Genomic DNA, 25,631 nt, shown 5'->3' with positions numbered 1-25,631 from the left:
TTGCGGGCATAGCCCGGGACCTCACATATCAGCACGGCCGCAGCGCGCCATCCTCGCGCATCATCTCCACCAGCATGCCCTCGCGCAGGCCGCGGTCGGCGACGCGGAGCCGAGGCAATGGGAAGGCGTCGCGGATGGCGTCGAGAATGGCGCAACCGGCCAGCACCAGGTCGGCACGCTCGACGCTGATGCAATTATTGTTGGCCCGCTCCTGATAGCTCATGCCGAGCAGCCGCTGGATCACCGCCGTGACGTCGGAACCGTTCATCCAGATGCCATCGATGCGCCGGCGGTCGTAGCGCGCCAGATTGAGATGGATGCCGGCAAGCGTCGTCACGGTGCCCGAGGTGCCCAGCATATGCATGTCGCGCAAATCGTTGCCGTGCGCGGCCGCAAACGGCGCCACATAGTGCGCGACTTCGCGCACCATCCGGGCATAGGATTCCGCCGTGACGTCGCGTCCGCCGAAATGCTCGGCCAGCGTGACGACGCCGAGCGGGACTGACATCCACGCCTTGATGCGCGGCACCGCGTTCTGCTCTTCCGGATCGCGCTCGATCCGCACCAGCTCGGTCGAGCCGCCGCCGATGTCGAACAGGATCGCGCCCCGCCCCTTGGCGTCGAGCAGCGGCGAGCAGCCGATCACGGCCAGGGTTGCTTCGGTCTCGCGATCGATCACCTCGAGCCGGATGCCGGTCTCGCTCGCGACGCGGGCGCGAAAGCTGTCGGCATTGGCGGCGGCTCGGCAGGCCTCGGTTGCGATCAGCCGCAGGCGCTTGGCCCTGCGGTAGCGGATCTTGTCGCTGCAGATGCTGAGCGCCGCGATGGCGCGCTCGATCGCCGCTTCGCTGATGGAACCGGTTGCGGAAATGCCCTCGCCAAGCCGGATGATCCGTGAAAACGAATCCACCACGCGAAAACCGTCCCCGGCCGGGCTGGCGATCAAAAGCCGGCAATTGTTGGTGCCAAGGTCCAGCGCGGCATAGACACCGTTTGCCGTGGCCGCCGCAACCGACCCTGACGGGCTGGCGCGGGCCTCAAGGGCTTCGCGCAGCCGCGCATCGTGGTTCATCAAAACTGTCTTTCCGCAGGCCCCGTCGGGCCGCCGAAGAAAATTACCGTTCACGGAAACTTTAGCAGCGCCAAGGGGCTACGCAACAACCCATCACATAGGACTATGCCCAATCAGCCGTTGTCGTGCATGACGCGGTGCGTTATCTCAGCGGGAACTCGCGGAACCAAGAAACCAACAAGAAATCCAAGAGAATCCCAAGTATTTCAGGTGTTTTCGATGCAAGATCAAACGTCGGCCTCCTCTCTGGACAACGCTATCGCACTGCAAAAATACGGTGTGGGGCAGCCGGTGCGCCGCAAGGAAGACGACACGCTGGTGCGCGGCAGGGGCAAATACACCGACGATTTCACCCTGCCCGGCCAGGCCTATTGCTGGATGGTGCGCTCCAGCCATGCCCACGGAATCATCAAGGGGATCGGCACGGCCGCCGCCAAGGCGATGCCGGGGGTGCTCGGCGTCTGGACCGGCAAGGACCTCGAGGCCGCGGGCTACGGCCCCTTCACCTGCGGCCTGCCGTTGAAGAGCCGGGATGGCTCGCCGCTGTTGCAGACCAACCGCCCGGCGCTGGCGACCGACAAGGTGCGCTTCGTCGGCGACCCCGTGGCCTTCGTGGTCGCGGAAACGCTGGCGCAAGCGCGCGATGCGGCGGAGGCCATAGAGCTCGACATCGAGCCGCTGCCCGCCGTGACCGATGCGGCGGAAGCCGCAAAGCCCGGCGCGCCGCAGCTTTACGATCACATCCCGAACAACGTCGCGCTCGACTATCACTATGGCGATGCTGCCAAGATCGACGCCGCGTTCGCTGCCGCCGCCCATGTAACCAGGCTCGACATCGTCAACACCCGCGTCGCCGTGGTGTCGATGGAGCCGCGCGTGGCGCTGGCAGCCTACGACAAGGCGGCCGAGCGCTTCACGCTGCAGGTGCCGACGCAAGGCGTCTCCGGCAACAAGGTGACGCTTGCAAAAATCCTCAATGTGCCGAACGACAAGGTCCGTATCCTCACCGCCAATGTCGGCGGCTCCTTCGGCATGAAGAACGTGAGCTATCCCGAATACACCTGCATCCTGCACGCGGCGAAGGCGCTGGGCCGTCCGGTAAAATGGACCGACGAGCGCTCGACCAGCTTTCTCTCAGACAGCCACGGCCGCGCGCAGCTCATCCACGCCGAACTGGCGCTCGATACCGACGGCAAGTTTCTCGCGGTGCGGCTCTCGGGCTACGGCAATCTCGGCGCCTATATCACCGGCGTCGCGCCGGGGCCGCTGTCGCTCAACACCGGCAAGAACCTCGCCAGCGTCTACCGCACGCCGCTGCTTGGCGTCGACATCAAGACGGTTTTGACCAACACCACGCTGATGGGCGCCTATCGCGGCGCCGGCCGGCCCGAGGCGAACTACTACATGGAGCGGCTGATCGACCGCGCCGCCGACGAGATGGGCATCAACCGGCTGACGCTGCGCAAGCGCAACTTCATCAAGCCGTCGCAATTGCCGTTCGCGGCAGCTTCTGGCGTCACCTATGACAGCGGCGACTTTGCAGGCGTCTTCAACAAGGCGCTGGAGATTTCCGACCACGCCAATTTTGCCAAGCGCAAGAAGGAGAGCAAGAAGAACGGCAGGCTGCGCGGCATCGCCGTTGGGTCGTATCTGGAAGTCACCGCGCCGCCGAGCGGCGAACTCGGCAAGATCACCTTCGAGCCGGACGGTTCAGTGAAGCTGACCACAGGCACGCTCGATTACGGCCAGGGCCACGCCACGCCGTTCGCCCAGGTGCTGTCGGCACAGCTCGGCGTCCCCTTCGAGAAGATCACCATCGAGCAGAACGACAGCGATCTCGTCCGCTTCGGCAACGGCACCGGCGGCTCGCGCTCGATCACGGCGACCGGCCAGGCGATCGTGGAAGCCTCCGCGCTGGTGATCGCAAAGGGCAAGCAGGCGGCCGCGCATCTGATGGAGGCATCCGAAGGCGACATCGAATTTTCCAATGGCCGCTTCACCATCGCCGGCACCGACCGCTCGATCGGCATCATGGATTTGGCGAAGCGCCTGTGCGAGGGCAAGATGCCCGAAGGCGTGCCGCTGTCGCTCGACGTCGACCATGCCACCAAGGACACGCCGTCCACCTTCCCCAACGGCTGTCATGTCGCGGAGGTGGAAATCGATCCCGAAACCGGCGTGGTGCAAATCGTGCGCTATTTCGCCGTCAATGATTTCGGCACCGTGGTCAATCCAATGATCGTCGCCGGCCAGTTGCATGGCGGCGTCGCGCAGGGCATCGGGCAGGCGCTGATGGAGCAGGTCAGCTACGATGCCAGCGGCCAGCCGATCACCGGCTCATTCATGGATTACGCGCTGCCGCGGGCCGAGGACATTCCGCCGATGGAGATCGGCGACCACCCCTCACCGGCGAAATCCAATCCGCTGGGCACCAAGGGCTGCGGCGAAGCCGGCTGCGCCGGCAGCCTCGTCTGCATCGTCAACGCGGTGGTCGACGCGCTGTCGGATTACGGCATCACCCATATCGACATGCCGCTGACGCCGGAACGGGTGTGGCGGGCGATTCAGGATGCGAAGGCGAAGGCAGCGGCGTAGGGCCCGCACAGCCCATCACATCTACAACTGTCATCGCCCGCGAAGGCGGGCGATCCAGTATTCCAGAGACGGTAGCGATCGAACCGTGAGGCCGCGGCGTACTGGATTCCCCGCCGGAGCCTGTCATCGGGCTCGCCAAAGGCGAGACCCGGTGGCGGGGAATGACAGATGAGATCGCGGCGCGCCGCCGTACCCCACTACGCCGCCGCCTGCTCGCGCGGCTGGTAGATCGCGATGTGGTGGCAATGCGCCAGCGGCGTGTTGCCGTTGCCGACGACCAGCGCGTCGAGCTCGACGAAACGATGGCCCTTCTTGTCGTAATTGCCGACCACCTTCGCACGCGCGGTGATGACGTCGCCAGCCTTCGCCGCTGACAGCAGTTGCATGCGGCTGCCGACATGAATCCACGGGCCCAGGATGGCATTGTCGACCAGCACGCGATTCATCACCCGCTGCAGCAGGCCGGGATGACCTAGGCCTTCCCTGGCGTAGATCGGATCGGTTTCCCTGATGTCGGCGAGATATCCCGCGGCCGCTTCGCCTGCCCAGTCGCGCGGGATGGTGCCGAGCCATTTGCCGACCTCATAGGAAGATGCGTTAACCGGCTTGCGTTCCGCCATCGCCGCGACTTCCTGGTAGTCTGCGAGCGAAACAGCCGGCGCGGAGACCGGCAACGACGCGGTGCCGGCGGCGCAAAGCTGGCCGCGGCTCTGCACCTCGATCGACAGCACACCGTTGCTTTCTTCTGCCGTCAGCTCCGCGAGTTCGCCGTCATAAACCGGCTTGACGAAACGCGCCTCGATCAATCCGCGTTCCAGAAATGCGCGGCCCCATTTCGTCACTGGCTGATGCATCATGTAGGCCATCACGTCGACGCCGGGGACCAGCCCACCCGAGAACCCGAACCGCTTCGCCACGGTGTCGTCATGCATCTTGTTTTCGGATTGTTTGGCGGAGTTGTAGGCCTTTACGCGATACGGCTCGATGGGCATGCCGGTTTCCTGTTGTTTTTGGTTGTTTTTCCGCCGGTTATGGTACGCAAAGAATGTGCGGTGGCAAGCGTGTTCCCGGCCCCCGTTTCCCTCGCATTCCGGCATCGAATAGGTTACCACGCGCGGGCAAAAGAACCGCTGTCGAACCGATATGCCTGACGTGAACCAAACCCGCATCTATGTTGATGCCGACGCCTGCCCGGTGAAGGACGAGATCTATCGCGTCGCGATCCGCCACGGCCTGCCGGTCAGCGTCGTTGCGGGTAATTTCATCCGCGTGCCGCAGGATCCGCTGATCGAGCGCATCGCTGCCGGTTCCGACATGGACGCCGCCGACGACTGGATCGCGGAGCGCGCCGGCCGCGGCGATATCGTCATCACATCGGATATCCCGCTCGCCAGCCGCTGCGTGAAGGCCGGCGCCGAGGTGATCGCGCCGAACGGCAAGCCGTTTACAGAGGCATCGATCGGCATGACGCTTGCGGTGCGCAATCTGATGACCGATCTCCGCTCATCCGGCGAAGTGACCGGCGGTCCAAAGTCCTTGCACCGCGCGACCGCTCGACGTTTCTGTCGGCGCTCGACCAGACCATCCGCCGCATCCAGCGCCAGCGGGCGCAGCAGCCTGCGCCGAACCAGGGTTGAACGATGGCGCCGCCGCTGATCCAGTTGAAAGATATAAGGCTGACGTTTGGCGGCACGCCGCTGTTGTCGGGCGTGGAATTGTCGGTGTCGTCGGGCGAGCGCGTCTGCCTGATCGGGCGCAACGGCTCCGGCAAATCGACGCTGCTAAAGATCGCCGCCGGCCTGGTCGAGCCCGACAGCGGCAGCCGCTTCGTGCAGCCCGGCGCTACCATCCGCTACCTGCCGCAAGAGCCTGATTTCGGCGACCACAAGACGACGCTGGCCTATGTCGAGGCAGGCCTCGGCCCCGGCGACGATCACTACCAGGCGCGCTATCTGGTCGAACAGCTCGGCCTCTCCGGTAACGAGGACCCTGCGCACATTTCCGGCGGCGAAGCCCGCCGCGCGGCGCTGGCGCGCGTGCTGGCGCCCTCGCCCGATATCCTGCTGCTGGACGAGCCGACCAACCATCTCGACCTTCCCACCATCGAATGGCTCGAACGCGAACTGGAAAGCCGCCGCTGCGCGCTCGTCCTCATCAGTCACGATCGCCGTTTCCTTTCCAACCTGTCGCGCTCGACCGCCTGGCTCGACCGCGGCCAGATCCGGCAGATCGACCGCGGCTTCTCCGCATTCGAAGGCTGGCGCGACGAGGTGCTGGCGGAAGAAGAGCGCGAGCAGCACAAGGTCGACCGCAAGATCGTCAACGAGGAACACTGGCTGCGCTATGGCGTCTCCGGCCGCCGCAAGCGCAACGTCAAGCGGCTCGGTAACCTGTACGCGCTGCGCGACCAGCGGCGCAATTATCGTGGCGCTGCCGGCAATGCCAACCTCGCGGCCGCCGAAGCTGAAAAATCTGGCCGGCTGGTCATCGAGGCTAAGAACATCGCCAAGGCCTATGGCGACCGCAAGATCGTCGATGGCTTCTCAACTCGAATCCAGCGCGGTGACCGCATCGGAATCGTCGGCCCGAATGGCGCCGGCAAGACCACGCTGGTTCATCTTTTGATCGGCAACGATCCGTCTGATAGCGGCACGATCCGGCTCGGCGCCAATCTCGAAATGGCGACGCTGGACCAGCACCGCGAAAGCCTCGATCCGAAATCGACGCTGGCGGAAGCGCTGACCGGCGGCCGCGGCGACCATGTCATGGTCGGCGGCAAGCCGAAGCACGTGGTCAGCTACATGAAGGACTTTCTCTTCGCGCAAGAACAGATGCGCACTTCGCTGGAGGTGCTTTCCGGCGGCGAGCGCGGCCGGCTGATGCTGGCGCGAGCGCTGGCAAAGCCGTCGAACCTCTTGGTACTGGACGAGCCGACCAACGACCTCGATCTCGAAACGCTCGACGTGCTCGAGGAGATGCTCGGCGATTACGAGGGTACCGTGATCCTGATCAGCCACGACCGCGATTTCCTCGATCGCGTGGTGACGTCGGTGATCGTGCCGGAAGGCAATGGCCGCTGGATCGAGTATGCCGGCGGCTACACCGACATGCTGGCCCAGCGCGGCGAGGATTTGTCGCGGGAATCAGTCAATGGACCGGCGCCGATTGAGGAAAAGAAGGAGACCAGAGCTAACGCCCCTTCCGCCGCGCCAAAACGCCGGCTGAACTTCAACGAAAAGCACGCGCTGGAAACCCTGCCGAAAACGATCGCGAAATTGCAGGCCGAGATCGCAAAGCAGCAGAAGCTGCTTGACGATCCCGACCTCTACGCCAAGGATCGCAAGAAATTCGACGCGGCGTCATCGGCGATTGCAAAAGCGCAGGAAGAGCTGGCCGCCGCCGAAGACCGGTGGCTGGAGCTGGAAGTTTTGCGGGAAGAAATTGAGCAAGCGTAGGATGGGTGGAGCGCAGCGATACCCATCATGATGCGTCGACGGGATTGATGGGTTTCGCTGCGCTCTACCCATCCTACAGATCGAGACAGAGAGAAGAGCATGACAACGCCCCTCGCCGCAAAAATCGCCCGCGAATACGGCACGCCCTGCGCGGTCATCGACATGGACCGCGTCGAGCGCAACATCGCCCGCATCCAGGTGGCCTGCGATACCGCCGGCGTCGCCAACCGGCCGCATATCAAGACCCACAAGAGCCCGCTGCTCGCACAGATGCAGATCGCAGCCGGTGCCAAGGGCATCACTTGCCAGAAGCTCGGCGAGGCCGAAGTGATGGCGGAGGCCGGGATCGACGACATCCTGATCAGCTACAATTTGATCGGCGAGGAAAAGATGGCCCGCCTCGCGGCGCTGCAGGCCAAGGCCAACATGACGGTCGCCGCCGACAATTCGACCGTGATCGCCGGCCTACCGCAGGCCGCCGCAGCTTCGGGCAGACCGCTGTCGGTCGTGGTCGAGTGCGATACGGGGCGCAAGCGCGCCGGTGTCGAAACGCCGGCCGAAGCGATTGCGCTCGCGCGCGAGATCGCTGGCTCGAAGGGCCTGCAATTTGCGGGCTTCATGCTGTACCCGACCGAGACCGGCTGGGTGGAAGCACAAAAGTTTTTCGACGAGGCGCTGGCGGGCGTCCGCGCGCACGGGCTCGATGCGACGATGGTTTCGACCGGCGGCTCGCCCAATCTGAAAAATCTCGGCAAGCTGAAGGGCGCGACCGAGCACCGGCCCGGCACCTATATCTACAACGACCGCATGCAGGTCGCGGCCGGCGTCGCCGAATGGGACGATTGCGCGCTGAACATCTATTCCACAGTCGTGAGCCGCGCCGGACCGGACCGCGGCATTCTGGACGCCGGCTCGAAGACGCTGACATCGGATCCCGGCGGCGGCCTCGACGGCTACGGGCTGATCCTGGAGCACCCCGAGGCGAAGATCGCGCGCTTTGCGGAAGAGCACGGCTTTCTTGACCTGGCCCGCAGCAACACGCGGCCGAATGTCGGCGACGTCGTGCGTATCGTACCCAACCATGTCTGCGTCGTCGTCAACATGATGGACGAAGTAGTGATGGTGCGCGGCGACGATATCATCGGCACGCTGCCGGTCGCGGCAAGAGGGAAGTTGCGGTGAATTCGTAGTCCGTAGGATGGGTAGAGCGCAGCGAAACCCATCGGGACTCGCCGGGCTGCGAAGTGATGGGTTTCGCTTCGCTCTACCCACCCTACGAATTAAGCCACCTCAGCGCACCCCGGCCCGCCGCTACGCCGGTGGCGAACGACGCCTGCAAGAGATACCCTCCCGTCGGCGCTTCCCAATCGAGCATCTCGCCAGCGGCAAAAACGCCGGGCAAGCGCTTGAGCATGAATTCGCCGTCGAGTTCGTCGAACGCTATTCCGCCCGCTGTCGAGATCGCGCGCGCGATCGGCGCGATGCCGTCGAGTTCGATCGGGACGGCGTTGATGAGGTGAGCGAGATCGGCCGGCGACATCGACGCCAGCGAAGCGCCGGATGCCTTGGCGGCTTCCTGCAGCAAGCCGATCGCAACCGGTGACAAACCCACGGCCTTGCGCAGGAAGTTGGACAGGGATTGCTTGCCCCTTGGTCCCGACAGCCGCGCGATCAGCTCTCTTTGCTCAAGATCAGGCCGCAGCGCGATGCGCAGGGTCGCCTGCCCTGAAATCGCAATGGCCTCGCGCAGCTCAGCCGAAAGCGCATAGATCGCGCCGCCCTCGATGCCGGTACGGGTGACGATGGCCTCGCCACGCTGAGTATGCGCTGCAAAGGTCAACGCCACGCCCTTGAGCGGTTGACCCTCAAAACGGTCGCGGAAGATTTCCGACCAGGCGACGGTGAAGCCGGAATTTGCCGGCCGCAGCGGCGATATCTTCACGCCCACCGCGGCGAGCGCTTCCGTCCACGTGCCGTCTGAACCAAGCCGCGGCCAGCTCGCGCCGCCGAGCGCCAGCACGGTTGCGCAGGGATCGACGACGTGTGCGCCATCATGCGCTTCAAACCGCAGGCGGCCCTGCTCATCCCAGCCGACCCAGCGATGGCGTAGCACCAATTTGACGCCCATCGAGTCCAGCCGCCGCAGCCATGCCCGCAGCAATGGAGAGGCCTTGAAGGCTTTCGGAAACACCCGGCCGCTTGAGCCGACAAAAGTCTCCTGCCCCAGTGCCTCGCTCCAGTCGCGTAAAGCCTGCGGCGGAAACGCTTCGATGGCGGTTTTCAGGTGCGGCATCGCCTCACGATAGCGAGCAAGGAATTGCGGCAGCGCTTCGCTGTGCGTGAGGTTGAGTCCGCCTCGCCCAGCCATCAGGAATTTGCGCCCCGCCGACGGCATGGCGTCATAGACGGTGACGCTGGCGCCGCCTTGCGCCAGCACTTCGGCGGCCATCAGCCCGGCGGGGCCGGCGCCGATGACGGCGGCGCTTTTGGAGTGCGAAGACATAGCGAGAGTGTAGGCCAGATTGGCTGCCACAATAACAGTCGTCATGCCCGGGCCTGTCCCGGGCATCCACGTCTTGATCTTGATGCGGCAACAAAGACGTGGATAGCCGGGTCAAGCCCGGCCATGACGGCGGAGGGACGGTGAGCTACAGCTTAATCCCCGCCCTCGCCGCGGCCTGGGCGACGTACTTCTGCGTCTGCTCGAATGCGCCCTGCAGCGCCTTCGCGTTCGACACATCGTCGATCTCGGCAAAATGCGCCGCGATGGCGTCGGGCGTCCAGTCGGACTGGGCTAAGTTGACGCCTTCGGTCTCGATGATCTTGATCACTGCAAACGAACCCGCGCCCGCGCCCATGATGGTGCGGGTCGGCGCGTCCTCGCTGAGCAGATATTCCACCGCGGGCGTGATCGCTTCGGGTTTCATCAGCGCCAGCGCCTGCGGCGGCAGCAGCTCTTCCGTCATTCGGGTGGCCGCGGTCGGCGAGATCGTGTTGACGCGGATATTATTCTTGCGGCCCTCCTCGGCCAGCACGTTCATCAGGCCGACCATGCCGGCTTTCGCCGCGCCGTAATTGGCCTGGCCGAAATTGCCGAACAGGCCCGACGACGAGGTGGTCAGCACGATGCGGCCGTAATTGCGGTCGCGCATGCCTTCCCACACCGCCTTGCAGCAGTAAAACGTGCCGACGAGATGGACATCGAGCACCTTGGCAAAGTCGGCGACATCCATTTTTCCAAACGACTTGTCGCGGAGAATGCCGGCGTTGGCGCAGAGCAGATCGACACTGCCCCACTCCTTCGTGGCTCGCTCGACCATCGCGGTGACTTGTCCGAACTTCGAGACGTCGGCGCCGTCGGCCATCGCCGTGCCGCCGGCTTTACGGATTTCCTCGACCACGGATTCGGCCGGCGTCAGCGAGCCGCCGGTGCCGTCCCGCGCGCCGCCGAAATCGTTGACCACCACCTTGGCGCCGCGGCTCGCCAGCCCCAGCGCATGCGCCCGTCCCAGACCATTGCCCGCGCCCGTGACGATTGCGACGCGTCCGTCAAACCTGATTGCCATGAGTATTGATCCCGATTGTTCCTGCCCGTCATGCCCGGGGCCTGCCCCCGACTTGATCGGGGGTGACCCGGGCATCCATCAAATTGAAGGTTTTTGAGCAGCGATGGATTGCCGGGTCAACTGGTTTGAAGACGCGCTTCGCGGTTTTGCCCGGCCATGACGGGCAAAACCTAGTTGAAATAGATCAGCCCGATCCAATCGGCGACCAACGCCGGCTTGTCCTCGCCCTCGATCTCGACGGTAACGTTGGTGCGCGACTGCAATTCCTTCGGCTTGCGCAGCTTGGCTTCAACAAGCGTGAAGCGGCCGCGGACCCGCGAGCCGGCACGGACCGGCGAAAGGAAGCGCAGCTTGTCGAAACCGTAGTTCACGCCCATCGCCGTGCCTTCGATGACCGGCATCACCTCATAGGACATGATGCTCATCAAGGACATGGTGAGAAAGCCATGCGCGATGGTATTGCCGAACGCGGTTTCCTTCTTTGCCCGTTCCGGGTCGACATGAATGAACTGATGGTCCTCGATCACGTCGGCATAGAGGTTGATCCGGCTCTGGTCGATCAGGTGCCACGACGACACGCCGATCTCCTTGCCGACCATGGCCTGATAGGCCTCAAACGAGACCGGCGGCTTCTTCCAGACTTCATTCATTGATTAGCTCTCCAACCCGGCGGTCCGCACTTTCTGCAGCTCCGGGAATTCTTCTTCGCGGAACTCCGCTCCGCGCAGCGCATCGCTGCGATTATTATCATGTTCGAGCCGGCGCAACTGGACGCGGCGGATCTTTCCGGAAATCGTCTTCGGCAGTTCCGTCACCAGCTCGACCTTGCGGATGCGCTTGAACGGCGCGAGCCGGGTGTGCAGATGCCTGAAGATCGACAGCGCCGTCTCCGGCGAGCGCTCTACACCCGATACCAGCAGCACATAGGCCTTGGGGATCGCGAGCCGGATCGGATCGGGACTTGGGACAACGGCAGCTTCAGCTACCCATTCATGCTCCAGCAGCACACTCTCCAGCTCGAATGGACTGATGCGGTAATCGGAAGATTTGAAGACGTCGTCGGAGCGGCCGACAAAGGTGAGATAGCCCTCGTCGTCGGCAAACACCACGTCGCCTGAACGGTAAAGATCGCCGTCCGCGCCGCTCAATTTGCCGTCCTCGCCCTGATAGCCCTGCATCAGGCCTGCGGGACGGTCGGCGCCGAGCACCAGCGTCACCTCGCCCTCCTTGGTGTCGTGGCCGTCACTGTCGGTGATCCGCACCCGGTACCCCGGCAACGGACGGCCCATCGAGCCGACCTTCACCTTCTGGCCCGGCGAGTTGCCGGCGAGCGCCGCGGTCTCCGTCTGGCCATAGCCGTCGCGGATGGTGAGACCCCACGCCGCCTTCACCTGGTCGATCACTTCGGGATTGAGCGGTTCGCCGGCGCCGCAGACCTCACGGAGGCTTACCTTGAAATCCGCGAGCTTCTCCTGAATGAACAGCCGCCACACGGTCGGCGGCGCGCACAGCGTAGTGACGCCGCAGCGGCCGATCGTAGTGAGCAGGGCTTTGGCGTCGAAGCGCGGCTGGTTGACCACGAACACGGTGGCGCCGGCATTCCACGGCGCGAAGAAGCAACTCCAGGCATGCTTGGCCCAGCCCGGCGAAGAGATGTTGAGATGGACATCGCCCGGCTGCAGGCCGAGCCAGAACATCGTCGAGAGGTGGCCGACCGGATAGCTGCGCTGGCTGTGCCGCACCAGCTTTGGTTTCGCCGTGGTGCCCGAGGTGAAATAAAGCAGCATCGGATCGTCGGCATTGGTCGGGCCGTCAGGCGCAAAGTCGTCGGAGGCAATGGCGGCCTGTTCGAAAGGCAGCCAGCCATCGTGGTTCGATGTCGCGCCGACCACGATGCGCACCAGTCCGTCGCCGCCGAGGCCCGCAAATTTCGCGACCTGATCCTGCGAGGCAACCACCGCCCGCGCCCTGCCCCGCTCGAGCCGATCGCGCAGTTCGTCCGGGGTGAGCAGCGTGGTCGCGGGGATCACGACCACACCGAGCTTCATCGCCGCCAGCATGGTCTCCCACAGCGGCACGACATTGCCGAGCAGCAACAACAAATGATCGCCGCGCCTCAGCCCCTGCGCCCGCAGGAAGTTTGCGACCTGATTGGAGCGGCGCGACAGCGTCGCGAACGTCAGCTTTGTTTCCTTGTCGCCGGGATCGACGATCCAGAGCGCCGGGCGATCCCGGCTGTCAGGATTGCGCGCGAGTTCCGCGTCGAACCAGTCGAGCGCCCAGTTGAATGGAACGGGGTCCGGCCAGCGAAATCCCTTCACGGCCGCATCGTAATCGGTGCGGTGCTTGAGCAGAAAGGCGCGCGCTTCCTGGAAGGTCGTCATCAGGTCTCCGTTATTTCGCAGCGAGACTCTCAACGTGCTGGATAATCCCGGAAAAATCCACCCCGCCATGGCCGGCGGCATCAAAAGCCTTGTAGATCTCCTGCGCGTGCTTGCCGAGCGGCGTCGCCGCGCCCGCAGCCTTGGCCGCATCCTGCGCCAGTGTCAGATCCTTCACCATCAGGGCCGACGCAAATCCCGGCTTATAATCGTTGTTAGCGGGCGAAGTCGGCACCGGGCCGGGCACCGGGCAATAGGACGTCAGCGCCCAGCATTGCCCCGATGAGGTCGAGGCGACATCGAACAGCGCCTGATGCGACAGGCCCAGCTTTTCGGCGAGCGCAAAGGCTTCACCCACCCCAATCATCGAAATCCCCAGGATCATGTTATTGCAGATCTTGGCCGCCTGCCCTGCGCCGGCGCCGCCGCAATGGACGATCTTCTTGCCCATGTTCTCCAACACCGGTTTCGCCGCAGCAAACGCCCTTTCCTCGCCGCCGCACATGAAGGTCAGCGTCGCGCCCTTGGCGCCGCCGGTGCCGCCCGAGACGGGCGCATCGACCGATAGCATGCCGTGCTTGGCCGCGAGCGCATGCGCCTGCTTGGCGCTTTCGACGTCGATGGTCGAGCAATCGATAATCAGCGTGCCCTTGGTCATCACCGGAATGACTTCGTTCCAGACCGTTAGCACATGCTTGCCCGCCGGCAGCATGGTGATGACCACATCAGCGCCCTTGACGGAAGCGACCGAACTCACGGCGATCGCGGCGCCGTCGGCCTTGGCCTGATCGCGCGAGGCTTCGACCAGATCGAACGCGGTCACCTTGTGACCGGCCTTGACCAGATTGGCCGCCATCGGGCCGCCCATATTGCCGAGGCCAATGAATGCGATATTTGCCATCTCGAATCCTCCGCTAAACTTTCTCGTTCTGATCAGGGAAATCTGAGTTCGTCAGCGCCGATCTCGGCGAAATAAGACGCGACCATTTCCGGCGTCACGTCCTCGATTCTCGGCGGCGACCATTTCGGATTGCGGTCCTTGTCGATGACGGCGGCGCGCACGCCCTCGCGAAAATCGTCGCTCGCGAACACTTCCAGCGCGGCACGATATTCCCGCACCAGGCATTCCTCCAGCGAGCGCGCGCGCTGCGCGCCAGCCGCAGCAGCTTGAGCGTCACCACCATGCCGCGCGGCGACTTTTCGTTCAGCGTCTTCAGCGTCGCCTGCGCAAAATCAGAACCATCGCGCTGCAGCGCCGCGATGATGTCTTCCATGCGGTCGTGGGAGAACAACGCATCGATCTTCGCCTGCTGCACGGCAACCGGCCCGGCCGTTTCTCCAGTCGAGAAGCCGTCGATCAGCTTCCTAATGTCAGCCGATGTCGTGCCGGATTGAACCTTCGTCAATGCCTCGCGCAAGGCCGGCAGTTTTGCCGACGGCACCACCGCATCGGCAAATCTTGCATGGATGGCATCTGGACCGTTCATGGTCTGCCCGGTCAATCCAAAATACGTGCCGATCTCGCCCGGCGAATGCGACAACAGCCAGGTGCCGCCGACGTCAGGGAAGAAGCCGAGGCCGACCTCTGGCATCGCGAGTTTCGTCTTCTCGGTGACGACGCGATGGCTCGAGTGCGCCGACAGTCCGACGCCGCCGCCCATCACGATGCCGTCCATGAAGGCGACGTAGGGCTTTGGGAACTTCTTGATGCGGGCGTTGAGGATGTATTCGTCGCGCCACAGGATCTTGCCGAGATCGCCCTTGACTTTGGAGCTTTCCCACAGCGCGCGGATGTCGCCGCCGGCGCACAGCCCGCGCTCGCCGGCACCTTCCAGAACGATCACCGCAATATCAGTATCCGCCTCGAAGGCATCGAGCGCCTTGTCGATGTCGTGGAACATCTCCAGCGTCACGGCATTGATCGCCTTCGGCCGGTTCAATCGGAGAATGCCGACTGAGCCTTCCTTGCGCGCGACGAGGTCGCCGTCTGCAATGGCCATATCCGTCATCGCGCGCCCTCGATCAGCTTGCGCGACACGATCAGCCGCATGATTTCGTTGGTGCCTTCCAGGATCTGGTGCACGCGCAGGTCGCGCACGATTTTTTCGATGCCGTATTCGCTCAAATAGCCGTAGCCGCCATGCAGTTGCAGCGCCTGGTTGGCGACCTCGAAGCCGACATCGGTGCCGAACCGCTTGGCCATCGCGCACAGCATGGTGGCGTCGGGATCCTTGCGGTCGAGCGCGGCGGCCGCACGCCAGACAAAGGTCCGCGCCGCTTCCAGCTCGGTCGCCATGTCGGCGAGGCGGAACTGCAGCGCCTGGAATTCATCGAGACGTTTGCCGAAGGCTTTTCGCTCCTTCATGTAGGCGAGCGACTTGTCGAGCGCGCTCTGCGCGCCGCCGAGCGAGCACGCCGCGATATTGAGGCGGCCGCCGTCGAGCCCGGCCATCGCGATCTTGAAGCCGATGCCCTCCTCGCCCAGCCGGTTCTCGACCGGCACGCGGGCGTTCTCAAACATCACCGCGCGCGTGGGCTGCGCGTTCCAGCCCATCTTGCGCTCGTTGGCGCCGAACGAGACACCGGGCGTTTCGGCCGGAATGACGAGCGTCGAGATGCCGCCGGGCCCGTCGCCGCCGGTCCGCACCATCACGACGTAGAGATCGCCGCCACCAGCGCCCGAGATGAACTGTTTCTGGCCGTTGAGCACGTAATGATCGCCGTCACGCACCGCACGGGTGCGGAGTGCCGCGGCATCCGAGCCGGAGCCCGGTTCGGTCAGGCAATAGCTTGCCAGCAGCTCCATGGTGCAGAGCTTTGGCAACCACGTTTGCCGCTGGCTGTCATTGCCATAGGCATCGATCATCCAGGACGCCATGTTGTGGATCGAGATGAAGGCCGACACCGTCGGGCAGCCGGTCGCCAGCGCCTCGAAGATCAGGGCGGCGTCGAAACGGGTCATCGCGGAGCCGCCGACGTCGTCCTTGATGTAGATGCCGCCCATGCCGAGGCCTGCGGCCTCGCGCATCACGTCGACAGGAAAATGCTTCTCCTCGTCCCAGCGCAGCGCATGCGGCGCGATCTTCTCCGCGGCGAATTCGCGCGCCATGTCGCGAACCGCGATCTGATCCTCATTGAGAGCGAACTGCATTCCGACTTGCTCATTCTTGTCGTCATTGCGAGGAGCGAAGCGACGAAGCAATCCATTCTTCCTTTCGCGGCAAGATGGATTGCTTCGCTGCGCTCGCAATGACGGCTGGGCTACACCATTACCTCATTAACGGAATCGAGAACTCCGCGCCTTCCTTGACGCCGGACGGCCAGCGCGAGGTCACCGTCTTGGTCTTGGTGTAGAAGCGGACCGAGTCCGGACCGTGCTGGTTGAGATCGCCGAAGCCCGACTTCTTCCAGCCGCCGAAGGTGTAGTAGGCGATCGGGACCGGGATCGGCACGTTGATGCCGACCATCCCGACATTGACCTTGGCGGCAAAGTCACGCGCCGCGTCGCCATCGCGGGTAAAGATCGCAACGCCGTTGCCGTAATCATGTTCGGACGGCAGTGCGAGGGCTTCCTTGTAGTCATGGGCGCGCACCACCGAGAGCACCGGGCCAAAGATCTCTTCCTTGTAGATCCGCATGTCCTTGGTGACGTTGTCGAACAGCGAGCCGCCGAGATAAAAACCCTTCTCGTAACCCTGCATCTTGAAGCCGCGGCCGTCGACGGCGAGCGTGGCTCCTTCCTTGATGCCGATATCGATGTAGTTCTTCACCTTCTCGACCGCTTCGCGGGTGACCAGCGGGCCGTAATCGGCGGACGGATCGACCGAGGTTCCGATCTTGAGCGACTCCACGCGCGGGATCAGCTTTTCCATCAGGCGGTCGGCGGTGGTCTTGCCGACGGGAACGGCGACGGAGACCGCCATGCAGCGCTCGCCGGCCGAGCCGTAACCGGCCCCGATCAGCGCGTCGACCGTCTGATCCATGTCGGCGTCGGGCATCACGATGGCGTGGTTCTTGGCGCCGCCAAAACACTGGCAGCGCTTGCCGGTCTGGGCGGCGCGCTCATAGATGTATTGCGCGATCGGCGTCGAGCCGACGAAGCCGATCGCCTTGATATCGGGGTCGTCGAGAATGGCGTCGACGGCTTCCTTGTCGCCGTTGACGACGTTGAGGATGCCGGGCGGCAGCCCCGCTTCCATCATCAATTCGGCCAGCCGCATCGGCACGCCGGGATCGCGCTCCGAAGGCTTCAGGATAAAGGCGTTGCCGCAGGCGATCGCGGGCGCGAACTTCCACATCGGGATCATCGCCGGGAAATTGAACGGCGTGATGCCGGCGACGACGCCCAGCGGCTGGCGCAGGGAGTAGATGTCGATGCCGGGGCCGGCGCCTTCGGTGTACTCGCCCTTCAGCAAATGCGGAATACCGCAGGCGAATTCCGCGACTTCGAGGCCGCGCTGGATGTCGCCCTTGGCGTCAGGAACTGTCTTGCCGTGCTCGCGTGCCAGGAGCTCAGCGAGCTTGTCATAGTCGCGCTGCACCAGCTCGACGAACTTCATCATCACCCGCGCGCGGCGCTGCGGATTGGTGTTGGCCCATTCGGGCTGGGCAAGCGCGGCGTTCTCGACGGCCGCACGGACTTCTGCTCTTGAGGCCAGCGCCACCTTGGCCTGGACGTCGCCGGTCATCGGCTCAAACACGTCGGCCGTCCGGCCGGACGTTCCCTTGACCTCTTTGCCGCCGATAAAGTGTCCGATTGAGCGCATGAATGATCTCCCTAAGGTCCCGTCTGGGATCGCTTTCGAGCCCCTTTTTGACCTGCATTTCTTGGGATACAAGTCCGATATATTGCACCATAGATGTGCGGAAATGCTGGATCAAGGCACCAAGACGATCGACTGGGATGACTTCCGTTTCGTGCTGGCGATCGTGCGCGGCGGCTCGGTTTCCGCTGCCGCCAAGCAGCTATCGGTCGATCATGCCACCGTGATCCGCCGTGTCGACCGGCTGGAACGGCATCTCTCCGCAAAACTGTTCAACCGCCGCAAGACCGGCTACCTCCTGACCGAAGCCGGCCAGCGCGTCGCCGATAGTGCCGAAGCGATGGAATCCACCATCGTCGCCAACCAGGAGGCGGTCGGCGGATCGCGCGCCCAGCTCACCGGCACGGTCCGGATCGGCGCCCCCGACGGGTTCGGCAGCCATTTTCTGGCGGCGCGGCTTCTGAAATTCACCGAGCGGTATCCCGATCTCGACCTGCAGCTCGTCGCCACCGCCCGGCTGTTCAGCCTGTCGAAGCGCGAGGCCGACATCGCGATCAGCCTCTCCATGCCCAAGGAGGGCCGGATCGTCGGGCGCAAGCTGCTCGACTACAGCCTCGGGCTCTATGCCGCGCCGGCCTATCTCGACCGGGCACCGAAAATCACTTCCCGCGGCGACCTGCCGGGACATCGCTTCGTCGGCTACATCGAGGAACTGCTGTTCACGCCCGAGCTGGATTACCTGCCCCAGGTTTCGCCGAAGATCTCGGCCAAATTTCGCAGCGCCAATCTGATCGCGCAGCTCAACGCCACCATTGCCGGCTTCGGCATTGCGGTGCTGCCGCATTTCATGGCGAAGGCGCATGCCGAACTGCGCGCAGTGCTGCCCGACGAGGTCAGGATCTCGCGCACGTTCTGGATGCTGATGCACGCCGACAGCAAGGACCTGGCGCGGATCAGGGCGGTGGCCGACTACATCCACGAGACGGTGGAAAGCGAGCGCGCGCTGTTTGGCGGGCGGTGACGGCCTGGCACAGAACCACCGTCGTCCCTGCGCACGCAGGGACCCATACCCACCGATGTGAATGGCGATAAAAGCTGCCTCCCCGCGTGCCCCTTCCATCGGCCGCGGCGTATGGGTCCCTGCGTGCGCAGGGACGACGTGGAGAGGCCGTCGATTCTAATTCACCTTCGCCCGCGTCTTCTTCGCAGCCGGCTTCGCCTCGGCGCGCGTCAGCGCCGCATCGCGGCCGGCGAGGAGAATTTCGTCGGAGAGTTCACCGCTGCCGGCCACGCGCGACATCACCAGCGTACCCATCATCGTCGCTAGCGTGCCCATCGCCTGCCTGCGGGCCGTCTTGCGCGGCACGTCCGGAATCTGGTCGGCGATCACATCGATCAACTGCTCCAGCTTGGTGGCAAAGGCCTTGCGCGTCTTCGCGCTTTCCCGGGCGATCTCGGCACCTAACGTCGTAACGGCGCAACCGCGGCCGGGATCGTCGCGATGAACCGTCGAGACGTAGGAATCGATGATCGTCGACAGCCGCTTCTCCGGCGGCGTTTCAGCGGCGATTTTTCGCCAATGCTCGACCGAGCGGTCCATCGCATAGGCAAAAGCCTCGATGACGAGCGCCTCGCGGGAATCGAAATGCGCGTAGAAGCCGCCATGGGTCAGGCCCGCTTCCTTCATCAGGTCGGCGACGCCGATGCCATGCGCACCCTTTTCGCGAAGTCGCACCGAGGCTTTTTTCACGATCCGTGCGTGGGTCTCCAGCTTGTGCTCTTTCGAATAACGCATCAACGCATCCCATTAAATGTCCCTGGTCATATAATAGCAGTTGTACGCGGGAAAAGCTGCATCTAATTCGCCTTTTCAACGCCGATCATCGTGAACGTTCCGGTCGCGTGCACTGCAAGATTGCCTGCACGGTCGCGGACGAAGCCTTCGGCATAGCTGGTCTGGCGGCCGAACTTTATCACTTTGCCTTCCGCCGAGATCGCGCCCGACCGCACCGACAACGGCCGCAGATAGGTCAGCTTGAGGTCCAGCGTGACCGAGGTCTGTCCCGCCGGCTGCATGGTGGTGATGGCACAACCCATGGCAGTATCCAGCAGCGCCGCGGCCGTCGCGCCGTGGAGCAGTCCGATGGTGTTTTCGAGGCTTTCATCCGGATCCAGTTCCATCACGATCCGGCCGGGCTCGGCGATGCGCATCTCGAAACCGATCAGCCGCGCCATCGGCGGCGGTGGCAGGATGCCGTCGCGGATCGCGCACATGGTCTCGAGCCCGGACATTCCGGATGCCGCCCGGGCAATCGGTCCCGGCGCCTGCCATTCCACCACCCGATGCCTGCGCATATCGAACGAAAACAGATCGACAGTAGTCATGGCGGCTCCTTTAGATGACGATCATAATTCTATATCGGTGCGAGCTGTCGCGCAATGCCCTCGCCCGCCCTTGACAAGCCGGCGCAATGTCCCGGAAGTGAGATCACCGACAGAACAAGCCCGGAAAAACAGAATGGAAATGCTCAATCCTCATTGCGGCATCGACCGCGACGACAGAGGCGTCGTTCGCCTCGCGATCTGCAATGCGGGCGCTCTCAACATCCTCTCCTCCGCCGTCACCGACGGCATGCGCGAAGGGTTCGAGAGGCTCGCCGGCGACAACACCATTCGCGCGGTCATCCTCGCCGGACAGAGCGAGAAGAGCATGATCGGCGGCGCCGATATCAAGGAGATGGCGAAGCTCGACCAGAAATCGGCGGAAGCCTTCATCACGCGGTTGCGCGACCTCTGCGAGGCAGTGCGCCACTTTCCGGCGCCGGTGATCGCGCGGCTTCCCGGCTGGTGCCTTGGTGGCGGGTTGGAAGTCGCCGCCGCCTGCGATTTCCGGATTGCGGCCCACGATGCCAAATTCGGGATGCCGGAAGTGCGCGTCGGCATCCCCTCGGTGATCCACGCCGCGCTGCTGCCGCGGCTGATCGGCTGGGCCGCGCGCGCTGGCTGGTCATGACGGCAGAAAATATCGACGCGCCCACCGCGCTCGCCTGGGGCCTGGTCGATGTGGTCGCCAAGGAAGGCGGGCTCGATGCCGCGGTCGAGCATACCGTGAAGGCGCTGCTCGAATGCGGGCCCGAAGCGCTGCGTTCGCAGAAGGAGTTGCTACGGCAATGGGAGGAACTGCCGCTGACGGAGTCCGTCAACTTGAGCGTCGGCGTATTCGGAAAGTCCTTCCTGACCGGCGAGCCGCAGCGGCTGATGCAGGGATTTCTCGACCGCAAGAAATAGACGAAGGGACGCCGGCCGGTTCGTCGGCCCTGCCGATCGATCAATTTCTATCATGCGAATGGTGAGATCTTTGATTGGATTGCCTGGTTGCGGTTTCTGCCGTGTATAATATTATGCCCATAATCCAATCGCGGCTTCGTCCTGACTATGTCCTGAAATGAGGGAAGTACGACATTCAAGTCAGACTACTGTCACGTCAGAATGCGTAAAGCCGCCTTAAGCAAACCTTCCCACCCGAATCCTCCGAGCCCCCAATGATCTCGAACTGGCTGTCAGCCGCCCTCGCCCGCCGCAATATCCATTACGGCTAGGTGATGGTCGCCGTGACCTTCCTCACCGCCCTGATCTCGGCCGGCACGGTCGGCGCGCCCGGCGTCTTCATCGTGCCGTTGCAGAAGGAATTTGGCTGGACGACGGCGGAGATTTCTTCCGCGCTCTCGATCCGCTTCATCCTGTTCGGGCTGATGGCGCCCTTTGCCGCCGCGCTCATGAACCGCTACGGGCTGCGCAATGTCACGCTGCTGGCGCTGCTGATCGTCGTCTCCGGCCTGGTGGCGTCGCTGGCCATGACACAGGTCTGGCAGCTCATGCTGCTGTGGGGCGTGGTGATCGGGCTCGGCACCGGCATGACGGCGCTGGTGCTGGGCGCAACGATTGCTGCGCGCTGGTTCGTGGCGCGGCGCGGTCTCGTCGTCGGCATCCTGACCGCGAGCGTCGCCACCGGGCAACTCGCCTTCCTGCCGCTGCTGGCGAGCCTGACCGAAGCTTACGGCTGGCGGATCGCGCTGGGCCTGGTGTGCGTGATGCTCGGCGTCGCGGCCTTCGCCGTGCTGATGATCATGCGTGACCGGCCGAGCGATGTGGGCTTAAGGCCATTCGGCGACGAAGGCACCGAGCCGCTGCCGGTCCCTCCCCCAAACAACACCCCGATCATGGCGGCGGCGCTGGGCACGCTGCGCGATGCCTCGAAGTCGGGTGTGTTCTGGATCCTGTTCGCCACCTTCTTCATCTGCGGCGCCTCTACCAACGGTCTGGTCCAGGTTCACCTGATTCCGATGTGCCTCGATTTCGGCATCCCGCAGGTGCAGGCGGCGAGCCTGCTGGCTGCTATGGGCATATTCGATTTCGTCGGCACCATCGCTTCCGGCTGGCTGTCGGACCGCTACGACAATCGCTGGCTGTTGTTCTGGTATTACGGGCTGCGCGGCCTGTCGCTGCTGTTCCTGCCGTTCTCCGATTTCACGCTCTACGGCCTTTCGCTGTTTGCGATGTTCTACGGGCTCGACTGGATCGCGACCGTGCCGCCGACGGTGCGGCTCACTACCCAGCGGTTCGGCCCCGAACGCGCCAATTTGGTGTTCGGCTGGATTTTTGCCGGTCATCAACTCGGAGCCGGCGTCGCCGCCTTCGGTGCGGGCTTGTCGCGGACGGTGCTGCAGACCTACCTGCCGGCGTTCTTCGTTGCCGGCACGCTCTGCGTGGTGGCGGCGCTGATTGTGCTCGCGATCTCGCGGCCGAAGCCTGTGACGGCGTGAGTATTCGTAGGGTGGGCAAAGGCGCACTTGCGCCGTGCCCACCATCTTTCCTCATCGGCACAGAATGGTGGGCACGCTGCGCTTTTGCCCACCCTACAATTTGCTACGGCCGCGTCGACATGTTGCTCGGCGGACCCACCGTGCGGATCCGTTCGGCGAGTCGCGCGAACTCGCACAGCAGCGAACGCGTCTTGCGCGGGTCGATCACCTCCTCGACCCAGAATTTCTCGGCAGAGCGGAACGGCGAGCGCAGCTTGTTGAGGCGTTCCTCGATCTCTTTCAATTTCGCGGCCGGATCATCCGACCCGTCGATATCGGCGCGGTAAGCGGCCTCGATGCCGCCTTCGAGCGGCAGCGAGCCCCAATAGGCCGATGGCCAGGCATAGCGCATCGAATAGCGGTTGGCCGGCTGGTGCACGACGCCGGCGACGCCGAACGCGTTGCGCACGATGATGGTGCACCAGGGTACGGTCGACTGGTTGACCGCCGCCATCGCCCGCACGCCGTGGCGGATGGTCGCCGACTTCTCGGCCTCGAGCCCGATCATGAAGCCGGGGCAGTCCATGAGATAGACAACCGGCAGATGGAAGGTCTCGGCGAAATCGACCCAGCGCACCACCTTCTGGCAGGCTTCCGCTGTCCACGACCCGCCATAATGGAAAGGATCGCTGGCGAGCAGCAGCACCGCGCGGCCCTCGAACCGGGCAAGGCCCGTGATGATCGGGCGACCGAAATTGGCGTTCACTTCGAAGAACGAGCCCTTGTCGACGACGGCGTCGATGATCGGGCGCATCTTGTAGACTTGGCGGCGATTGCGCGGCACCGCCTTCAACAGCGATTCTTCCGCGCGTTCGGAATCGTCGCTGCAGGTCGTGGTCGGCGGCAGGTCGTATACTGAGGACGGCAGATAGGACAGAAAACGCCTGGCGCGTTCGAACGCCTCCTCCTCGGTATCGACGGCATCATCGACGCCGCCGGCGCGCGTCTGGATCTCGGCGCCGCCAAGCTCCTGCTTCGTCAGGTCCTGGCCGAGGCGTTTTACGACCGGCGGGCCGGCGACGAACATCGCGGAATTTCGGGTCATGACGGAATAATGGCTAGCGGCAAGCCGTGCCGCGCCAAGGCCCGCCACCGAACCGAGCCCGAGCGCGACCACGGGCACGCGCGCCATGTTCGCCGTCGTGAACCAATACCAGCGCGTGCCGCCGATCCCGCCGGGCAGATTCGCAGCCCCGCGCGTCTCGATCGTCTTCACCGAGCCGCCGCCGCCCGAGCCTTCGATGACGCGGATGATCGGCAGGCGAAAATCATGCGCCATCTCCTCGGCCATCAGCGGCTTGGCCGAGATCGAGGCGTCGGCCGAGCCGCCGCGCACGGTGAAATCGTCGCCGACGACAACCACCGTGCGGCCGTCGATCCTGCCGCGGCCGAACACGCAGTTGGCCGGCGTCAGGCGCTTGAGTTCGCTGTTTTCGTCGTATTCGGCGATGCCGGAAATCGCGCCGATCTCGTGGAAGGAATTCTTGTCGATCAGTTTGTCGATGCGCTCACGAACCGTGAGCCGGCCCTGGTCATGCTGGCGCTTGACCTTGTCAACGCCTCCCATCTCGCGCGCGAACGCTTCGCGCCGAGCGAGCTCGTCGAGCTCCGGCTTCCAGTTCATTCGTATCCTCCGTCTTGATGATCTTGTTGTTATTATGGGCCGGCACCGGAAGCGGCTTTCTTTCGATCCGGTTGGCGAAGATGTCGCCCTCGGCGCCTTCCAGCAGGCCGCCGATCGCAACGCCAAGTTCGAGCATCTGCGGCGCCACTTCCTGGTGCAACCGCTCCTCGTCAAACATCGCGGCGAGAAGGCCGATCGTCACGACGACAAAGGTTTGATATTGCGGCGACCACACCGGCACCGCGCACCCGTTGATATGCGGACTCCAGGTGCCGCAGCCCACGACATAGCCGTGTTCGCGCAAATAGCGGCGGTTGTCTTCGATGCGCGCCTTCAACAGCGCCGCGTCTGCCGGGATCTCGCGCTCCATTTCGGCGATCAAGGCGTCGCCGACGTCGGTGTCGAGCGCTGCGGTGTAGGCAAAGCCGGCCGCGGTGCTCGTCATGGAGATGCGGCTGCCGGTGCCTTCGTGCAGGCCGAGCGCGTTCGCCGCGCGCGCGAATTCGAGATAGACAAGATGATAGCGATCAGGAATCACGAAGCCGACGGTACCCGGCAATTGATCGGCGACGTCCTGCAGACGCAGCCTGATCAGATTGCGAAGCTGCAACCCCTTCATCATCGAGGTGCTCATCGCCACCGCGCTTGGACCGATGCGGTATTTCTGGTCGCGCGGCAGATAGACGAGCTGGCCCATCCGCGTCAGCGTGTGGGTGAGCCGCGATACGGTCGACCGCGGCAGACCACAGCGGCTGGAAATTTCCAGATTGCCTAGTCTCGCTTCATGACCCTCGAAGCAGCGCAAGACGTCGAACGCCCGCGACACCACCTGGATCACGTCACCCTCGCCCGCCAGATCGCTGGCGAGCATTCCCTGTTTGCTAAGCCTTTCCGAGCGTCTTCCCATTGTTATGGCTCCATGGCCTAATTCCGCCCTGCGGAACAAAATTCCACTTGCAGAACAAACTACCTCAGGCAATCTGCGGCCACAACAAAAAAGCCGTTCACGAGGACAGTCAGTCCGTCAGACGGTCCCCCGGAGAACGGCAATGCCAGAGATCAAGATTGTCACCGAAGTCGCCGGACGCGTGTGCGCGCTTCCCGTCGCAACTGGTGGCAATGTCGGCGACGGCGACGAGATCGCTTTCGTCGAAGCCATGAAGATGGAAATTCCGGTGACGTCGACGACGGCCGGAAAGATCAAGGCCATCCTGGTCAAACTCGACGACGTTATCGCCGAAGGACAGGTTGTCGCGATCATCGAAGCTTAACCGGATCACGGCATAAACTTTTTTGGAATGAGTTCCGCGACA

At 63.8% G+C, this 25,631-nt stretch carries 19 protein-coding genes and 3 pseudogenes; 8 read left to right on the top strand and 14 right to left on the bottom strand.

What is annotated here, in order from left to right; translation table 11 throughout:
- Positions 1–28: 28 nt before the first annotated feature.
- Positions 29–1,072: a Ppx/GppA phosphatase family protein gene (locus ACFXS9_RS09505; protein WP_392687917.1), complete on the bottom strand. Its 1,044-nt coding sequence runs from the start codon at positions 1,070–1,072 to the stop codon at positions 29–31.
- A 219-nt stretch (positions 1,073–1,291) separates the two neighbouring features.
- Here ACFXS9_RS09505 and ACFXS9_RS09500 point away from each other — a divergent pair, with 219 nt between their 5' ends.
- Positions 1,292–3,667: a xanthine dehydrogenase family protein molybdopterin-binding subunit gene (locus ACFXS9_RS09500; protein ID WP_392687914.1), complete on the top strand. Its 2,376-nt coding sequence runs from the start codon at positions 1,292–1,294 to the stop codon at positions 3,665–3,667.
- A 197-nt stretch (positions 3,668–3,864) separates the two neighbouring features.
- Here the strand turns inward: ACFXS9_RS09500 and ACFXS9_RS09495 are convergent, their stop codons facing one another.
- Positions 3,865–4,659: a hypothetical protein gene (locus tag ACFXS9_RS09495; RefSeq protein WP_392687911.1), complete on the bottom strand. Its 795-nt coding sequence runs from the start codon at positions 4,657–4,659 to the stop codon at positions 3,865–3,867.
- Between the two features lie 151 nt (positions 4,660–4,810).
- On the opposite strand from ACFXS9_RS09495, the pseudogene ACFXS9_RS09490 reads away from it, so the two are divergent.
- From ACFXS9_RS09490 to ACFXS9_RS09480, 3 genes and pseudogenes are all read left to right on the top strand, one after another.
- Positions 4,811–5,304: pseudogene (locus tag ACFXS9_RS09490) on the top strand (YaiI/YqxD family protein).
- 3 nt (positions 5,305–5,307) lie between these two features.
- The gene (locus ACFXS9_RS09485; RefSeq protein WP_392687908.1) at positions 5,308–7,122 is read left to right on the top strand and encodes an ABC-F family ATP-binding cassette domain-containing protein; all 1,815 of its coding nucleotides are present in this window, start codon (positions 5,308–5,310) and stop codon (positions 7,120–7,122) included.
- A 99-nt stretch (positions 7,123–7,221) separates the two neighbouring features.
- On the top strand, positions 7,222–8,304 hold the full coding sequence (locus tag ACFXS9_RS09480; protein ID WP_392687905.1) for a D-TA family PLP-dependent enzyme: 1,083 nt from the start codon (positions 7,222–7,224) through the stop codon (positions 8,302–8,304).
- Between the two features lie 91 nt (positions 8,305–8,395).
- Here ACFXS9_RS09480 and ACFXS9_RS09475 read toward each other — a convergent pair whose 3' ends face one another.
- From ACFXS9_RS09475 to ACFXS9_RS09440, 8 genes and pseudogenes are all read right to left on the bottom strand, one after another.
- Positions 8,396–9,625, bottom strand: a complete 1,230-nt coding sequence (locus tag ACFXS9_RS09475) for an NAD(P)/FAD-dependent oxidoreductase (RefSeq protein WP_392699698.1) — start codon at positions 9,623–9,625, stop codon at positions 8,396–8,398.
- A 145-nt stretch (positions 9,626–9,770) separates the two neighbouring features.
- Positions 9,771–10,688 (bottom strand): SDR family NAD(P)-dependent oxidoreductase, encoded by a 918-nt coding sequence (locus tag ACFXS9_RS09470; protein ID WP_392687902.1) that lies wholly within the window; start codon positions 10,686–10,688, stop codon positions 9,771–9,773.
- 170 nt (positions 10,689–10,858) lie between these two features.
- A complete protein-coding gene (locus ACFXS9_RS09465; RefSeq protein ID WP_028346616.1) occupies positions 10,859–11,338 on the bottom strand; it encodes a MaoC family dehydratase in 480 nt (159 codons plus the stop codon).
- Positions 11,339–11,341: 3 nt separating this feature from the next.
- Entirely contained in the window at positions 11,342–13,072 is a 1,731-nt protein-coding gene (locus tag ACFXS9_RS09460; RefSeq protein WP_392687899.1) for an AMP-binding protein, read from the bottom strand.
- A 10-nt stretch (positions 13,073–13,082) separates the two neighbouring features.
- Positions 13,083–13,970: a 3-hydroxyisobutyrate dehydrogenase gene (gene mmsB, locus ACFXS9_RS09455; protein WP_392687896.1), complete on the bottom strand. Its 888-nt coding sequence runs from the start codon at positions 13,968–13,970 to the stop codon at positions 13,083–13,085.
- Positions 13,971–14,002: 32 nt separating this feature from the next.
- Positions 14,003–15,078: pseudogene (locus ACFXS9_RS09450) on the bottom strand (enoyl-CoA hydratase/isomerase family protein).
- Positions 15,075–16,220 carry an isobutyryl-CoA dehydrogenase gene (locus ACFXS9_RS09445; protein WP_392687893.1) on the bottom strand — a complete coding sequence of 382 codons (1,146 nt, stop codon included), beginning with the start codon at positions 16,218–16,220 and terminating at the stop codon, positions 15,075–15,077. Before ACFXS9_RS09445 ends, ACFXS9_RS09450 begins: the two are co-directional and overlap by 4 nt.
- Positions 16,221–16,338: 118 nt before the next feature.
- A complete protein-coding gene (locus tag ACFXS9_RS09440; protein WP_392687890.1) occupies positions 16,339–17,835 on the bottom strand; it encodes a CoA-acylating methylmalonate-semialdehyde dehydrogenase in 1,497 nt (498 codons plus the stop codon).
- 103 nt (positions 17,836–17,938) lie between these two features.
- Between ACFXS9_RS09440 and ACFXS9_RS09435 the strand changes: the two genes are divergently transcribed.
- Positions 17,939–18,853, top strand: a complete 915-nt coding sequence (locus ACFXS9_RS09435; protein ID WP_392687887.1) for a LysR family transcriptional regulator — start codon at positions 17,939–17,941, stop codon at positions 18,851–18,853.
- A 156-nt stretch (positions 18,854–19,009) separates the two neighbouring features.
- Here ACFXS9_RS09435 and ACFXS9_RS09430 read toward each other — a convergent pair whose 3' ends face one another.
- Both ACFXS9_RS09430 and ACFXS9_RS09425 read right to left on the bottom strand, forming a co-directional pair.
- The gene (locus ACFXS9_RS09430) at positions 19,010–19,627 is read right to left on the bottom strand and encodes a TetR/AcrR family transcriptional regulator (protein ID WP_392687884.1); all 618 of its coding nucleotides are present in this window, start codon (positions 19,625–19,627) and stop codon (positions 19,010–19,012) included.
- A gap of 62 nt (positions 19,628–19,689) precedes the next feature.
- A complete protein-coding gene (locus ACFXS9_RS09425; protein ID WP_392687881.1) occupies positions 19,690–20,217 on the bottom strand; it encodes a PaaI family thioesterase in 528 nt (175 codons plus the stop codon).
- A gap of 133 nt (positions 20,218–20,350) precedes the next feature.
- Between ACFXS9_RS09425 and ACFXS9_RS09420 the strand changes: the two are divergent.
- Both ACFXS9_RS09420 and ACFXS9_RS09415 read left to right on the top strand, forming a co-directional pair.
- A pseudogene (locus tag ACFXS9_RS09420) lies at positions 20,351–21,120 on the top strand (enoyl-CoA hydratase).
- Positions 21,121–21,434: 314 nt separating this feature from the next.
- Positions 21,435–22,655: an MFS transporter gene (locus tag ACFXS9_RS09415; RefSeq protein WP_392687878.1), complete on the top strand. Its 1,221-nt coding sequence runs from the start codon at positions 21,435–21,437 to the stop codon at positions 22,653–22,655.
- Positions 22,656–22,758: 103 nt separating this feature from the next.
- Here ACFXS9_RS09415 and ACFXS9_RS09410 read toward each other — a convergent pair whose 3' ends face one another.
- Positions 22,759–24,318: an acyl-CoA carboxylase subunit beta gene (locus ACFXS9_RS09410; protein WP_392687875.1), complete on the bottom strand. Its 1,560-nt coding sequence runs from the start codon at positions 24,316–24,318 to the stop codon at positions 22,759–22,761.
- Positions 24,248–25,225, bottom strand: a complete 978-nt coding sequence (locus ACFXS9_RS09405; protein ID WP_392687873.1) for an IclR family transcriptional regulator — start codon at positions 25,223–25,225, stop codon at positions 24,248–24,250. The genes ACFXS9_RS09410 and ACFXS9_RS09405 overlap by 71 nt, the downstream gene beginning before the upstream one ends.
- A gap of 142 nt (positions 25,226–25,367) precedes the next feature.
- Between ACFXS9_RS09405 and ACFXS9_RS09400 the strand changes: the two genes are divergently transcribed.
- A complete protein-coding gene (locus ACFXS9_RS09400; RefSeq protein WP_057846297.1) occupies positions 25,368–25,589 on the top strand; it encodes an acetyl-CoA carboxylase biotin carboxyl carrier protein subunit in 222 nt (73 codons plus the stop codon).
- Positions 25,590–25,631: the final 42 nt, after the last annotated feature.

This window comes from Bradyrhizobium sp. RDI18, from assembly GCF_043203335.1.
Taxonomy (GTDB): domain Bacteria; phylum Pseudomonadota; class Alphaproteobacteria; order Rhizobiales; family Xanthobacteraceae; genus Bradyrhizobium; species Bradyrhizobium retamae.
This window is presented reverse-complemented; position numbering and strand designations above follow the sequence as displayed.

Excerpts from the sequence above, each read along its gene's own strand:
- ACFXS9_RS09505 (WP_392687917.1), bottom strand. The coding sequence starts at position 1,072 with ATGAACCACGATGCGCGGCTGCGCGAAGCCCTTGAGGCCCGCGCCAGC.
- ACFXS9_RS09500 (WP_392687914.1), top strand. The coding sequence starts at position 1,292 with ATGCAAGATCAAACGTCGGCCTCCTCTCTGGACAACGCTATCGCACTG.
- ACFXS9_RS09495 (WP_392687911.1), bottom strand. The coding sequence starts at position 4,659 with ATGCCCATCGAGCCGTATCGCGTAAAGGCCTACAACTCCGCCAAACAA.
- ACFXS9_RS09485 (WP_392687908.1), top strand. The coding sequence starts at position 5,308 with ATGGCGCCGCCGCTGATCCAGTTGAAAGATATAAGGCTGACGTTTGGC.
- ACFXS9_RS09480 (WP_392687905.1), top strand. The coding sequence starts at position 7,222 with ATGACAACGCCCCTCGCCGCAAAAATCGCCCGCGAATACGGCACGCCC.
- ACFXS9_RS09475 (WP_392699698.1), bottom strand. The coding sequence starts at position 9,625 with ATGTCTTCGCACTCCAAAAGCGCCGCCGTCATCGGCGCCGGCCCCGCC.
- ACFXS9_RS09470 (WP_392687902.1), bottom strand. The coding sequence starts at position 10,688 with ATGGCAATCAGGTTTGACGGACGCGTCGCAATCGTCACGGGCGCGGGC.
- ACFXS9_RS09465 (WP_028346616.1), bottom strand. The coding sequence starts at position 11,338 with ATGAATGAAGTCTGGAAGAAGCCGCCGGTCTCGTTTGAGGCCTATCAG.
- ACFXS9_RS09460 (WP_392687899.1), bottom strand. The coding sequence starts at position 13,072 with ATGACGACCTTCCAGGAAGCGCGCGCCTTTCTGCTCAAGCACCGCACC.
- mmsB (WP_392687896.1), bottom strand. The coding sequence starts at position 13,970 with ATGGCAAATATCGCATTCATTGGCCTCGGCAATATGGGCGGCCCGATG.
- ACFXS9_RS09445 (WP_392687893.1), bottom strand. The coding sequence starts at position 16,220 with ATGCAGTTCGCTCTCAATGAGGATCAGATCGCGGTTCGCGACATGGCG.
- ACFXS9_RS09440 (WP_392687890.1), bottom strand. The coding sequence starts at position 17,835 with ATGCGCTCAATCGGACACTTTATCGGCGGCAAAGAGGTCAAGGGAACG.
- ACFXS9_RS09435 (WP_392687887.1), top strand. The coding sequence starts at position 17,939 with ATGCTGGATCAAGGCACCAAGACGATCGACTGGGATGACTTCCGTTTC.
- ACFXS9_RS09430 (WP_392687884.1), bottom strand. The coding sequence starts at position 19,627 with ATGCGTTATTCGAAAGAGCACAAGCTGGAGACCCACGCACGGATCGTG.
- ACFXS9_RS09425 (WP_392687881.1), bottom strand. The coding sequence starts at position 20,217 with ATGACTACTGTCGATCTGTTTTCGTTCGATATGCGCAGGCATCGGGTG.
- ACFXS9_RS09415 (WP_392687878.1), top strand. The coding sequence starts at position 21,435 with ATGGTCGCCGTGACCTTCCTCACCGCCCTGATCTCGGCCGGCACGGTC.
- ACFXS9_RS09410 (WP_392687875.1), bottom strand. The coding sequence starts at position 24,318 with ATGAACTGGAAGCCGGAGCTCGACGAGCTCGCTCGGCGCGAAGCGTTC.
- ACFXS9_RS09405 (WP_392687873.1), bottom strand. The coding sequence starts at position 25,225 with ATGGGAAGACGCTCGGAAAGGCTTAGCAAACAGGGAATGCTCGCCAGC.
- ACFXS9_RS09400 (WP_057846297.1), top strand. The coding sequence starts at position 25,368 with ATGCCAGAGATCAAGATTGTCACCGAAGTCGCCGGACGCGTGTGCGCG.